This window comes from Neomoorella carbonis, assembly GCF_045278715.1.
Taxonomy (GTDB): domain Bacteria; phylum Bacillota; class DSM-521; order Neomoorellales; family Neomoorellaceae; genus Neomoorella; species Neomoorella carbonis.
Genome location: NZ_CP136420.1, coordinates 2,007,973 through 2,020,133, shown reverse-complemented (window position 1 = coordinate 2,020,133; position 12,161 = coordinate 2,007,973). Strand labels below are relative to the sequence as shown.

At 56.0% G+C, this 12,161-nt stretch carries 11 protein-coding genes, 1 tRNA gene and 1 pseudogene; 10 read left to right on the top strand and 3 right to left on the bottom strand.

Annotated elements, in window-relative coordinates; genetic code table 11:
- Window positions 1-7 precede the first annotated feature (7 nt).
- From MCACP_RS10440 to pckA, 3 genes are all read left to right on the top strand, one after another.
- Entirely contained in the window at window positions 8-1,072 is a 1,065-nt protein-coding gene (locus MCACP_RS10440) for a hypothetical protein (protein WP_406676697.1), read from the top strand.
- A 67-nt stretch (window positions 1,073-1,139) separates the two neighbouring features.
- Complete coding sequence (locus MCACP_RS10435) at window positions 1,140-1,433, top strand: carboxymuconolactone decarboxylase family protein (protein WP_406676696.1); 294 nt, start codon at window positions 1,140-1,142, stop codon at window positions 1,431-1,433.
- A gap of 208 nt (window positions 1,434-1,641) precedes the next feature.
- Entirely contained in the window at window positions 1,642-3,222 is a 1,581-nt protein-coding gene (gene pckA, locus MCACP_RS10430; RefSeq protein ID WP_406676695.1) for a phosphoenolpyruvate carboxykinase (ATP), read from the top strand.
- Between the two features lie 74 nt (window positions 3,223-3,296).
- Here pckA and MCACP_RS10425 read toward each other — a convergent pair whose 3' ends face one another.
- Complete coding sequence (locus MCACP_RS10425) at window positions 3,297-3,539, bottom strand: YkoF family thiamine/hydroxymethylpyrimidine-binding protein (protein ID WP_406676694.1); 243 nt, start codon at window positions 3,537-3,539, stop codon at window positions 3,297-3,299.
- Between the two features lie 49 nt (window positions 3,540-3,588).
- On the opposite strand from MCACP_RS10425, the gene nth reads away from it, so the two are divergent.
- Both nth and MCACP_RS10415 read left to right on the top strand, forming a co-directional pair.
- Window positions 3,589-4,239, top strand: coding sequence for an endonuclease III (gene nth, locus MCACP_RS10420; protein WP_406676693.1), 651 nt, complete (start codon window positions 3,589-3,591; stop codon window positions 4,237-4,239).
- Between the two features lie 77 nt (window positions 4,240-4,316).
- A complete protein-coding gene (locus MCACP_RS10415) occupies window positions 4,317-4,691 on the top strand; it encodes an ATP-binding protein (RefSeq protein WP_406676692.1) in 375 nt (124 codons plus the stop codon).
- A 200-nt stretch (window positions 4,692-4,891) separates the two neighbouring features.
- Here MCACP_RS10415 and MCACP_RS10410 read toward each other — a convergent pair whose 3' ends face one another.
- Complete coding sequence (locus MCACP_RS10410; protein ID WP_406676691.1) at window positions 4,892-6,817, bottom strand: aconitate hydratase; 1,926 nt, start codon at window positions 6,815-6,817, stop codon at window positions 4,892-4,894.
- Between the two features lie 89 nt (window positions 6,818-6,906).
- Here MCACP_RS10410 and MCACP_RS10405 point away from each other — a divergent pair, with 89 nt between their 5' ends.
- Together MCACP_RS10405 and trmL are read left to right on the top strand one after the other, a co-directional pair.
- On the top strand, window positions 6,907-7,188 hold the full coding sequence (locus tag MCACP_RS10405; RefSeq protein ID WP_141262721.1) for a DUF503 domain-containing protein: 282 nt from the start codon (window positions 6,907-6,909) through the stop codon (window positions 7,186-7,188).
- A 77-nt stretch (window positions 7,189-7,265) separates the two neighbouring features.
- Window positions 7,266-7,730: a tRNA (uridine(34)/cytosine(34)/5-carboxymethylaminomethyluridine(34)-2'-O)-methyltransferase TrmL gene (trmL, locus tag MCACP_RS10400; RefSeq protein ID WP_406676690.1), complete on the top strand. Its 465-nt coding sequence runs from the start codon at window positions 7,266-7,268 to the stop codon at window positions 7,728-7,730.
- A gap of 253 nt (window positions 7,731-7,983) precedes the next feature.
- Here the strand turns inward: trmL and MCACP_RS10395 are convergent.
- Window positions 7,984-8,062 (bottom strand) — tRNA-Pro (locus MCACP_RS10395).
- Between the two features lie 204 nt (window positions 8,063-8,266).
- Here MCACP_RS10395 and MCACP_RS10390 point away from each other — a divergent pair.
- From MCACP_RS10390 to MCACP_RS10380, 3 genes and pseudogenes are all read left to right on the top strand, one after another.
- Window positions 8,267-9,839 (top strand): annotated as a pseudogene (locus MCACP_RS10390) (spore germination protein).
- Entirely contained in the window at window positions 9,836-11,014 is a 1,179-nt protein-coding gene (locus MCACP_RS10385; protein ID WP_406676689.1) for a Ger(x)C family spore germination protein, read from the top strand. Before MCACP_RS10390 ends, MCACP_RS10385 begins: the two are co-directional and overlap by 4 nt.
- Window positions 11,015-12,109, top strand: a complete 1,095-nt coding sequence (locus tag MCACP_RS10380; protein ID WP_406676688.1) for a GerAB/ArcD/ProY family transporter — start codon at window positions 11,015-11,017, stop codon at window positions 12,107-12,109.
- Window positions 12,110-12,161: the final 52 nt, after the last annotated feature.

Here is a 12,161-nt window from a genome sequence, read left to right as displayed (position 1 = left end):
TTTTTTTATGGAAGCAATTGTCCGGCGGGAGGCCGAATGGATACTCAGCCAGCAGTTACCCGGGGGGGCGGTGGTTACCTCCTACCCCGGCCGGCCTAAAATTGTCCCCTACTTTGCTCACCTGGCCCTTTACGGCCTGGCGGCCTGGGGTTTTAGCCTTTCGCGGGTGCGGTCCTACCTGGACTGGTACCTGGCCCATCTGGAAAGGCCGGACCGCTACGGCGTCACGGGTACCGTCTACGATTATTACCTGGATGAGAGGGGCGCGGAGGTTCCGGCCAGCGCCTACGATTCATCTGATTCTTATGCCGCCACCTTCCTCACCCTGGTACGGCTCTATTACGGGACCAGCGGCGACAGGGCCTGGCTGGAGAACCACCGGCAGGAGCTGGAACTGGTGGCCGGGGCCATGCTGGCGACGTTACAAAAGGATAACCTCACCATGGCCCGGCCGGACTGGCGGGTGAAGTACCTGATGGACAACTGCGAGGTCTACCGGGGGTTAAAGGACTACGCCTGGCTGCTGGCTGAGGCCGGGAATGCAGGGGAAGCAGAAAGGTATGAGGCCCTGGCCGGGAAGGTCAAGGAGGCCCTGGAAGCCAAAATGCGGGTTAACGGCGGCTACTGCCCGGCTATTTACCGCGCCGGCCTGCGCCGGCGGCCCAACTGGAAGAAGTGGTACCCGGATGCCATGGCGCAGCTCTTTCCCATTATAACCGGCGTCCTCACGCCCCGGGAAGAGGCCGCCAGGCGCCTGTACGCCAATTTCCTGCGTAATTATCCCCACTGGTACCGGCAGACGGCGCCGGAGAATTTTATCACCACGCTGGTAGTCTATACCGCCGCCCTCATGGAAGACCGCTGGCGGGTGCGTCAGTATGTGGAAGGGCTGGAGGAGAATATTATCGCCCGGGGGCACCCCTGGCCCTACCACGCCGCCGAGGCCGGCATCCTGCTCCTGGCCCTTAAAGCTTACCTGGGGGGATTACAGGAGAATAACGGTAATGCCATCAGAAGCTCTCCGGATGGCGGGCCGCCACCGGGGAGGGAAAGGCCCGGACGTTATATTTAACTCTGGCAGGATTTTGTACCTGCAGGGAGAACATATAACCCATCCCATAAATGGAGGCGATATTAAAATGCCCTTACCACCCTTTATCGAAGCCCTATCGGAGCGGGACCCGGAGTTTTACCGGGCCGTCAAAGCCGTAGCGGAAACGGCCATGGCTCCAGGCGCCCTGGACGCCAAGACCAAGACCCTCATCACCCTGGCCCTGGATGCCGCCCACGGCGCCGGCGAGGGGGTAGCCGTCCTGGCCAAACAGGCCCGGGATCTCGGCGCCAGCGAGGAGGAAATCAGGGAAGCCCTGCGTCTGGCCTACTTTGTCGCCGGCAACGGCGTCCTGGCGGCCGGGGGCGCTGCTTATCGCTAAAATATCCTTACAATCTCTTCCAGGGGGGCGGCGGCGCCCCCTTTTTGATTGGTTATGTTCCCGGAGTCCCAGGGCGTGGCGCCATCTCACCTCCTGCGGGTGTCCCTGCAAACAGGTGTACTGTATACATTTTGCGATTCTGTTGACCTTCCTTCACCCCCTGTGGTATATTGCTAAAGATCAAACAGGGAGAAGGAAGGGAGAGCCTATGGGTAGTACTTACGGTTTAGAGGGCTTGGGTCTGATTAATCCCGGTACCGTTTATCGCAACCTGCCGGTGGCCCGGCTGGTTGAAATAGCCCTGGCGCGGGGAGAGGGCATCCTGGCTCCCAGCGGGGCATTAAGCGTGAATACAGGCAAGTATACCGGCCGTTCCCCTAACGACAGGTTTATCGTGGACACTCCCGCCGTTCACGACAGCATCAGCTGGGGTGGCGTCAACCAGCCGGTGAGCGAGGCGACCTTTGAACGCCTCTACAGTCGCCTGACCGCCTACCTCCAGGGAAAGGATCTCTTCGTTTTTGACGGCTTTGTCGGGGCCGATCCTGCCTACCGCATGCCTATCAGGATTGTCAATGAGTATGCCTGGCAGAACCTGTTTGTCCACCAGCTTTTTATCAGGCCGACGGCGGAAGAACTGGCCGGCCATGAGCCCCGGTTTACCGTTATCTGCGCCCCGGGCTTCAAGGCCATTCCGGAGAAAGACGGTACCCGTTCCGAAGCCTTTATTATTTTAAACTTTGACCGGCGGCTGGTGATCATCGGCGGTACCTCCTATGCCGGTGAGATGAAAAAATCCATCTTTACTGTCATGAACTATTTGCTGCCGGAGCACGGAGTTTGCCCCATGCACTGCTCGGCCAATATGGGCCCGGCAGGCGATACAGCCCTGTTCTTCGGCCTTTCCGGCACCGGTAAGACTACTCTGTCGGCCGATCCGGAACGCTTCCTTATTGGCGACGATGAGCACGGGTGGTCGGACAGGGGCATATTTAACTTTGAAGGCGGTTGCTATGCCAAGTGCATCAAGCTCTCCGCCGAGCATGAACCCCAGATCTGGAATGCCATCCGTTTCGGCAGCGTCCTGGAGAATGTTGTTGTTGACGCCGAAAGCCGGACCATTGACTATGACAGCGACGCCCTGACGGAAAACACCCGTGCCGCCTACCCGGTAGATTTCATCCCCAACGCCGTCATCCCGGGGGTGGGCGGCCATCCCCGGACGGTAGTTTTCCTCACCGCCGATGCCTTTGGTGTTATGCCGCCCATAGCCAAACTCACCCGGGAACAGGCCATGTACCATTTCCTGTCCGGTTATACCAGCAAGCTGGCTGGCACCGAGCGGGGGATTACCGACCCCCAGGCCACCTTCTCCACCTGTTTCGGGGCGCCCTTCCTGCCCCGGTCGCCCATGGTTTACGCCAACCTCCTGGGGGAAAGGATAGCCAGGCATAACGCCAGCGTTTACCTGGTCAATACCGGCTGGACAGGAGGACCCTACGGTATCGGCCGGCGCATGAGCCTGCCCTATACCCGCGCCATGGTCCGGGCGGCTTTAAACGGTGAGCTGGATGAGGTGGAATTTACCCGCGACCCGGTCTTCGGCTTCCTGGTACCTAAAGCCTGCCCCGGAGTTCCGGCGGAAATCCTCAATCCACGTAATACCTGGGCGCAACCGGAAAGATATGATGCCATGGCGGGCAAGCTGGCCGGCCTCTTTAAAGAGAACTTTGCCAAATTCAAGGACGTACCGGCCAGTATCCTGGAGGCCGGGCCTGTCAGTAAATAGCAATGACCCTGCTGAGAATATCAAAAAGCCGGCTGTATATGATATACACCGGCTTTTTGATTCCGGAAGCTATGTTAATCTTCGCTGGCCGCATTGGAAAGGGTAACGACCATGCTGACTTCGCCGACCGAACTGGCTCGCTCGAAAAGGGAACGGAGACCGGTCCAGACCTGTTCTTCCGAGCCGTGGATTGCGGTGCTAATGGGACCAACTTTGTAATTGACGCCTTGCTGCGCCAGAGACTGGATAGAATCGTTGATAATTTCACTGGCCCGGGTTGTTTTCTGCGGGTAAAGGCTTACTTCTGCGCTTAACATAGGCTTCCTCCTTTCATTTTGTATATTTTTTGTCAAGGTGATAATGGTTATGCAAAGGGATAAAGTAGAGGCAATTTTACAGGCTTTGCGGGCTGCTTACCCGGGGGCGCGGTCGCGCCTCAAATACGGCAATGCCTTTGAACTCCTGGTGGCGGCCATCCTTTCTTCCCAGACCACCGATGACCAGGTCAACAGGGTGACAGCGGAGCTTTTCCGGCGTTATCCCACGGCGGCAGCCTTAGCGGCAGCAGATCCGGAAGAGGTTGCTGCCTGTATTAAAAGCCTGGGCTTGTACCAGATGAAAGCCGCCCACCTGGTGGCTGCCTGCCGGATTCTGGTCAGGGAGTATGGCGGCCGGGTTCCGGACAATTTGGAAGACCTCCTGCGCCTCCCCGGGGTAGGGCGGAAGGTGGCCAATGTGGTTCTGAGCAACGCCTTTGGCCGGGATGTCATCGCCGTCGACACCCATGTCTTCCGGGTGGCCAACCGCCTGGGTCTGGCACGTGCCGGTGATGTCCTGGAAACAGAAAAGCAGCTTATGGCTATTCTGCCCCCCGGTACCCGCGGTGAAGCCCACCACTTGCTAATCCACCACGGCCGGGCGGTCTGCAGGGCCAGGCGTCCCGAGTGCCGGCAGTGTGTAGTTAGTAGTTACTGTAGTGATGCGGATCACAAGAGCCTGGGTAAGGCATCACAATGAGCTTTGCTTAAAGGAGATAAAATATAGGTAAGCAAAGCAGCTTGATAAAAATCTAAGTCTCCCAAGAAGGTGATCTTATGAAACGCAAGATTGTCCGTATTGACGAAGAGAAATGCACCGGCTGCGGCCTGTGCGTATCGCCCTGCGCCGAGGGGGCCATTGAGATTATTGACGGTAAGGCCAGGGTTCTGCGGGAGGAACTGTGTGATGGTGCCGGCGTTTGCCTGAACGTATGTCCCACCGGGGCCCTGACTATTGAGGAGCGGGAGGCGCCGGCCTTTGATCCCATTGCGGCCGAAGAGAATCTGGCTGCCAAAAGGGCAAAGGGTACGGCTCCCCGTTGCCTGCGTTGCGGTGCCGATGAAACCCGGGCCGTCCTTCTCTTTGCCCGCCACCACGGTGAAAGCACCTGGGTCTGCACCCGCTGCCTGCCAGTGTTGATCCACGGATAAAGCTTTCAGCAAATAAGTTGCCGGCCTGAAAGAAAGAGGGACCTTTATGTTAGGTCTCTCTTTTTATGCTAAATTTTACGCCATTATTTTCCAGGAGATGCAGCAGGCAATGGAGGCGCAGTTTCATACAAAGAATAAGGCTAGACTGGTAAAATCCTACCAGGTCTAGCCCCGTTAACCGGTAAATGTCACCGGGGTATTTACTTCGCTGCCTGTTGCCTGGTGTAATTTAATAGCCCGCCGGCCAGAATGATTGCCTGCTGGCGGGGGGAAAGGCCGTGGCGTACTTTAAAGGTAAAGCCCCTGGTAACGTTGGTAACGGCGATTTCATCCTGCTCCAGGCCGGCGTGCAAATCAATGATCAGCTTATCACCCGCTTCAATGCGGTCATAATCGGCCGGGTCGGCAAAGGTTAGGGGAAGGATGCCGAAATTCACCAGGTTACTGCGGTGGATCCGGGCAAAGGATTTGGCGATGACGGCCTTGATGCCCAGGAACATGGGGCAGAGGGCGGCATGCTCGCGGCTGGAACCCTGGCCGTAGTTTTGCCCGCCGAGAATAATTCCCCGCCCGGCTTCCCTGGCCCGCCGGGCAAAGGTGGGGTCCACCCCTTCGAAAGCGTGCTCGGCCAGGGCGGGAATATTGGAACGCAGGGGCAGGTATTTGGCCCCGGCCGGTGAAATATGGTCAGTGGTAATATTATCGCCCGTCTTTAAGATTACCGGCGCTTCGATCACCGGGTCCGGCGGCTGGGGTAAGGGCAGCGGTTTGATGTTGGGCCCGCGCCGGATCTCCACCTGCGCACCATCCTCCGGCGGGAAGATAAACATGCCGTCGTCGACGGGGAAGCTCGCCGGTAAAGTTATATTGATGGGATCGCCCAGTTCCCGGGGATCGCTTAAGTAGCCGTTGATAGCCGTCGCGGCAGCAACCTCCGGGCTGGCCAGGTATACTAATGCGTCAGCGGTACCGCTGCGACCCTGGAAGTTGCGGTTGAAGGTACGCACCGAAACGCCGCCCGAAGGAGGGGCCTGTCCCATACCAATGCAGGGGCCGCAGGCGCACTCGAGGATCCGCGCACCTGCCGTGACCAGGTCGGCCAGGGCGCCGTTCTGCGCCAGCATACGCAAGACCTGGCGGGAACCGGGGGCAATGACCAGGCTGACATCCGGGTGGACGCGCTTGCCTTTAAGGATGGCCGCCACGCGCATGAGATCGGTATAAGAAGAATTGGTGCAGCTGCCGATAGCCACCTGGTTGACTTTAATGGGGCCAACTTCCCGGACGGTGGCCACGTTATCCGGCATGTGGGGCCTGGCCACCAGGGGTTCCAGGCTTCCCAGGTCGATATCAATGACCTGCTCGTAAGTAGCATCGGGATCCGGCAGCAATTCCACCCAGTCACCAGCCCGTCCCTGGGCGGCCAGGAAGGACCGGGTAACCTCGTCGCTGGGGAAGATGGAGGTGGTGGCGCCCAGTTCGGCGCCCATATTGGTAATGGTGGCGCGTTCCGGTACGGAAAGGGTGGCGACCCCATCACCGCCGTATTCGATAATTTTACCTACCCCGCCTTTGACCGTCAGGCGACGCAAAACCTCCAGGATAATATCCTTGGCGCTGACCCAGGGGGACAAACGGCCGTGTAAATTGACACGGATCACGGCCGGCATGTTAAAATAAAAAGGTCCCCCGGCCATGGCAACGGCGACATCCAGGCCGCCGGCACCTATAGCCAGGGCGCCCACCCCGCCGGCAGTGGGGGTATGGCTGTCGGAGCCCAGGAGGGTTGTCCCCGGCACGGCAAAGCGCTCCAGGTGAACCTGATGGCAGATGCCGTTACCGGGGCGGGAAAAGATAATGCCGTATTTAGCGGCTATGCTCTGCAGGAAAAGGTGGTCATCGGCGTTTTCAAAGCCGGTCTGGAGGGTATTATGGTCGACATAGCTGACAGAAAGTTTGGTCCGCACCCGGGGGATGCCCATGGCTTCCAGCTGCAGGTAGGCCATGGTGCCGGTGGCATCCTGGGTCAGGGTCTGGTCGATGCGGATGGCGACTTCCTCCCCCGGCACCATCCTGCCGGCCACCAGGTGCTGGCTGATTATTTTCTGGGCTAAATTCTGGCCCACGGTATTTCCTCCTCTCCCAAAGGCTATAATCCATTATAATATAACAGAAGCAGGCCGGAATGTGAACCCGGGGAAGGGGATGAACCCTGATGGTAATTGGGGTAAGCCAGGCAACCTTGCGTATTGCCGGAGCCAGGAGTTTAAAGGATAAACGGCGGGTATTAAAGAGTTTACTCACACGTTTGCATAACCGCTTTAACGTCGCCGCCGCTGAAGTAGGGCGTCACGACAGCCACCAGGAAGCCGAGGTGGGCATTGCCTGCGTCAGCACCGCCGGCAGCCATGCCGACCAGGTCATGGCCGCGATCCTGGACTTTTTGGAGGCGCAAGGGGATATTGAGCTGGTGGATTATCATACGGAGTTACTATAGTTTAAGAAAATCTCTCCACTCGGGCTGGATACCGCCCGTGAAGCATGAAAGACATTTACAAAGGAGATTGGGTTACCTTGCCGCTGCACGTTGTCCTCTATCAGCCGGAGATTCCCCAGAATACCGGCAATATTGCCCGTACCTGCGCGGCTACGGGGACGGTTTTGCACTTAATCCATCCTCTGGGTTTTCGCCTGGATGAGAAGCACTTGAAGCGCGCCGGTCTGGATTACTGGGAGAAAGTCACTATCCATGAACACAACAGCTGGCAGTCTTTTCAGGAAACCTACCCGCAGGCCACCTGTTACTACCTGTCGACCAGGGGTCATCGCTATTATACGGATGTCAATTATCGTTCGGGGGACTTTCTCGTTTTTGGCCCCGAAACCCGGGGCCTGCCGGCTTCCATCCTGGAGCCGGCAGGGGAGAGGGTTTTGCGTATCCCCATGCGCCCGGGGCTTCGCTCCCTCAATCTGGCCAATACCGTTGCCCTGGTCCTCTACGAAGCCCTGCGCCAGCTTGCTTTCCCCGGCCTGGTGTAACAAAAGGGCCGGGTTGACCCGGCCCCGGACTAAAATTTATCGCTTTTAATTGTTTAATTGTCACCGAAGAACAGCAGGATGAGGATCAGGAAAAGGATGAAAGCAAAACGTCTATCCAGGGTGAGGCCGCCCATGTAACTTCCCCTCCTTGATTGGTTTCAATATATCCTATGTCGGCCGCCTCAAATAGTGATGACCTAAAAATAAAAGGCCCATCTCTTGATGAGATAGGCCTTTTATCTTTCAAAAACAATGGTCGGGATGACTGGATTCGAACCAGCGACCTCACGGTCCCGAACCGTGCGCTCTAAGCCAAGCTGAGCTACATCCCGACAGCAAAACCTATTATAACCCAAAAACCGGGTGAAGTCAATGTAGCTTTTTTCTTTACGCTGGAAAATATCCATATGGCTTCTTTGTAGTTTGCTATAACTTTTCTTTAACTTTCTAAAACAGGTATCGCTGAGCTTTCCAGGTTATATTTTACTGTTTTTCCAGGCAAGATAAAGATAGCATTTAAAGGAGAAGAAATCCTGATGGCTAATAAATCCTGGCGTTACGTGGGACATAGGAATAAGGCCGTTCCCCTGGTCGATGAAGGGCAGGCGGCGGCACTGCCGTTGCAATACAGCCTGGCGGTTAATCTAGAAATGTTACAGGCCATTTTCACCGCCTGCCAGGATGTTGTCTTCAGGCGGATGCGAATTGGCGGGGTTATGGGGCATCAGGCGGCTCTTGTTTATGTCGACGGGCTGGTAAACAATGATCTGGTCAATGATCAGATTATGAAGTCAATCCTCCTGGAAGGGCCCCGGGCGATGCCGGTGTTGACGGGGGCACCTTATGAACTTTACCGCCAGGTCAGGGACTCCCTTTTGACTGTAGCCAATGTCCGGGAAATCCTTGAATTCCGGGAAGCGGCACGCTGTATCCTGAGCGGCTTTGCTTTATTTTTCCTGGATGGTATCAACCGGGCCCTGGCTATTGAGGTTTATGGGTGGGAACACCGGGGGGTGGAAGAGCCGCCTACCGAAGCTTTAATCAGGGGTTCTCGTGAAGGTTTTTCTGAGTGCCTGCGGATCAATACGGCCCTCTTGCGGCGACGCCTCCGGGACCCCCAACTTAAATTAAAAACCTACTTTTTGGGTCGGCGCAGTCAGACGACAGTTGGCTTAATGTACATTGAAGGAGTAGCTGACCCCGAGTTGATCTCTGAAGTGGAGCAACGCCTCAACAAAATCGATATCGATGGTATCCTGGAAAGCGGCTATATCGAGCAGTTTATCGAGGATAAATGGTATTCCCCCTTTGCCCAGATCCAGAACACCGAAAGGCCCGATGAAGCTGCCGCCGCCCTCCTGGAAGGGCGGGTAGTTATTCTAACCGATAATACACCTTTTCCTGATTGTACCGGCGACTTTCAACTCCTTAATGCATAGCCCGGAAGACCACTACCACCGCTGGTTTATTGCCGTCCTGATTCGCACCTTGCGTTTTGTCGGCTCTATCCTGGCCCTGCTGCTACCATCTTTCTACATTGCCATGGTATCCTTTACGCCGGAAATGATCCCTACCTCTCTGGCCATTTCCATCGGCGCCGGTCGTGAAGGTCTACCTTTTCCAACTATTATCGAGGCCTTTATCATGGAAAGCGTCCTGGAGCTGTTGCGGGAAGCGGGTATTCGCCTGCCGGGTCCGCTGGGGGAAACCCTGGGTGTTGTTGGGGCGCTTATCCTGGGCCAGGCGGCGGTCCAGGCGGGTATTGTCAGCTCGGCCATGGTAATTGTTGTGGCGCTGACAGCTATAGCCGGGTTTGTGGTTCCCAGTTATGACGCCGCCATCTCCTTACGGATCTTGCGTTTCTTTTTAATGATCATGGCGGCTGTTTTTGGCATTTATGGTGTTATTTTAGGGTTAATGCTAATCCTTACTCACATGGTTTCTTTAAAAAGCTTCGGCGTTCCTTATCTCAAACCCTGGGCACCCTGGACAGCGGCGGATCTTAAAGATAGTATTTACCGGGCCGCCCTTTTCAGGGAACGCCTCCGCCCGGTTTATCTCAGGCCTATGGAAGCCAGGCGCATAGGTAGGGGTAATAAAAAGCGATGAACCGGAGGAACCTGTACCGGGCCGTTTTTCTTTTATCATTATTGACAATAATTACCGCCGGCTGCTGGGACAACAAAGACCTGGAACGCCGGGCCCTGGTGCTAGGGGCGGCAGTTGACCTGGCTGCTGCCGGCGATAGGCGGGCGGCGGAACCATGGCAAATCACCCTGGAAATGCCTATCTTGCGCCGTATGGTTGCCAGGGGCGGGGGCGGTGGTGGCGGCGGCGAAGGTCAAGAAGGGAATACCATGCCGACCTGGCGTCTGACTTTGACGGGAACTACCTTTGCCGAGGCTATAAATAAGGCGGCTACCCTGTCGGAGCGGACCCTTTTCTTCGGTCACCAGAAAATACTTCTCATGGGCGAAGAACTGGCCCGCCGGGGTGATTTAAAGTCGGTATTAGATTGGTGGGCCCGCAACCGGGAAAGCTATCTGGCTATTAATGTCCTGCTGGCGGAGGGGCCTGCCGGCAATATTATGGAAGGCCGTCCCGAATTTGCCCGCAGTGTCAGCATGTTTTTAAATGAACAGATGCAGCAAGTTATTAAGACTTCCCGTTTTGTTAAGCATTCATTGGCTGAAGTGCTGGCCGCCATGGACGCCGGGCAGGATATCTTACTTTCAAGGGTAAAGATGGTTCCCGGGCAAAAATTAGAAGTCAGCGGTGCCGGTGTAATTCGCGAAGGGCGGCTGGCGGGGTGGCTTACTCCCGCTGAAACCCAGGCCGCCCTCTGGATAACCGGGGAAACTAAAGGTTGCGACATCATGGTTGTACCGGTGCCGGAGTTACAGCAAACTTTAAGTATAGAATTCGGGAAGCTTCAGGCGCAAGTAAGGCCGCTGATGGAAGAAGATAAATTAAGTTTTACTATAAAAATAAATGTCGAAGGTAAAATAGCTGAAAAAATGGGCAATCCCAGGTTGTTTGCAGCTGGCGACCTGCATCAAGTGGAAAACAGGGCCGCCAGACTAATGGAGGAGCGTATCAGGGAGGTACTGGGCAAGTTACAGCAACAGTACCAGGCTGATGTATTGGGCTTTGGCCGCAAGGTGGAAAAAGTTAGGCCGCGCCAGTGGGAAGCAATGAAAGGGCAGTGGCGGCAAATTTACCCCGGCCTGCCGGTTACGGTACAGGTAAAGGTAAGTATCAGGCGTACAGGAATGGTGAGCTAAATGCTATCGCAAGAAAGAATTGGTACCAGCGAGGCCTTCTTTTTAACCGTAGCCGCAATGATCGAAGTCGGGACCTTAACCGGCGCCAGGGATATAGCCGATCAGGTGGGGGTGGACATGTGGCTGGTTTCACCCCTGGAGACTTTTTTCAGCCTGGGAGCCATATATATTCTTACCCGCCTGGCTATGAAGTTCCCCCGGCAGGATTTTTTCGGCTTCAGCCGGCAAATTGCCGGTCGCTGGGTGGCCTGGCCCCTGAGTTTAGGTTTACTTTTTTACTGGCTGGCGTTGACGGCCCACGTTACGCGGGTTACTACTGAGGTAATCAAAAATTCCCTGCTGGCGCGTACGCCGGCCGAAGTTATCCTTTTATCTTTACTTATTACGGCGGCCTACCTGGCCAGCCGGGGCCTGGAACCCCTGGCGCGCGCCTGCATTATTGTCATCATAGTCACTTTACCGTTGATTATGATCCTTTTTTTACTGGTGCTGCCCCATTTTCGCTTTGACAATTTCTTGCCAATATTACCCAGAGGCCCCTGGCCGGTCCTGCGCCTGGCCTTCTGGCGCATCAGCAATGCCGAAGAGATGAGCCTGTTTCTAATCCTGGTGCCATTCCTGCAGCAACCCCGGGAAGCCTGGCAGGCTGCCAGCCGGGGTTACCTGGTGGTTATGGCCGTCGTAATCACTGTCCTGACCACCTGCCAGGGTGTCCTGGGAATTGAGCTCCTTAAGTATGCTTTAATTCCGGGGTTAAGTGTCACCCAGCTGGCCGAGTTTGCCGGCACCTTTATTGAACGCATCAGCCTGGTTTTTATCTCCCTGTGGATTATTCTGGCGTTTCCTACGGTCGCGTCTCTTCTCTGGGCCAGCGCTTACCTGGCCGGGCGCCTGGTCAATTTAAACGATTACCGCCTGCTGGCCTTTTACCAGTTGCCCCTGGTCTTTTTCCTGGCCCGACATCCAGGGAACAACCTGGAAGTGAAAAGTTTTTTTTTCTTCCTCCAACCCCTGGGCTTTGCTTACTTGCTGATTATACCAGCAATCCTCTATCTTATTGCTAGCATACGTTTTCCTCCCGCCGGATCTTCCTGACAGCACCGGACGGCAAATCCAGGCAAAAAAAGCCGGGGAATATTCCCCGGCT

Coding starts and splice junctions, on each gene's coding strand:
- MCACP_RS10385 (WP_406676689.1), top strand. CDS start 9,836: ATGAACCGGAGGAACCTGTACCGGGCCGTTTTTCTTTTATCATTATTG.
- MCACP_RS10405 (WP_141262721.1), top strand. CDS start 6,907: ATGGTAATTGGGGTAAGCCAGGCAACCTTGCGTATTGCCGGAGCCAGG.
- MCACP_RS10380 (WP_406676688.1), top strand. CDS start 11,015: ATGCTATCGCAAGAAAGAATTGGTACCAGCGAGGCCTTCTTTTTAACC.
- nth (WP_406676693.1), top strand. CDS start 3,589: ATGCAAAGGGATAAAGTAGAGGCAATTTTACAGGCTTTGCGGGCTGCT.
- pckA (WP_406676695.1), top strand. CDS start 1,642: ATGGGTAGTACTTACGGTTTAGAGGGCTTGGGTCTGATTAATCCCGGT.
- MCACP_RS10440 (WP_406676697.1), top strand. CDS start 8: ATGGAAGCAATTGTCCGGCGGGAGGCCGAATGGATACTCAGCCAGCAG.
- MCACP_RS10415 (WP_406676692.1), top strand. CDS start 4,317: ATGAAACGCAAGATTGTCCGTATTGACGAAGAGAAATGCACCGGCTGC.
- MCACP_RS10425 (WP_406676694.1), bottom strand. CDS start 3,539: ATGTTAAGCGCAGAAGTAAGCCTTTACCCGCAGAAAACAACCCGGGCC.
- MCACP_RS10435 (WP_406676696.1), top strand. CDS start 1,140: ATGCCCTTACCACCCTTTATCGAAGCCCTATCGGAGCGGGACCCGGAG.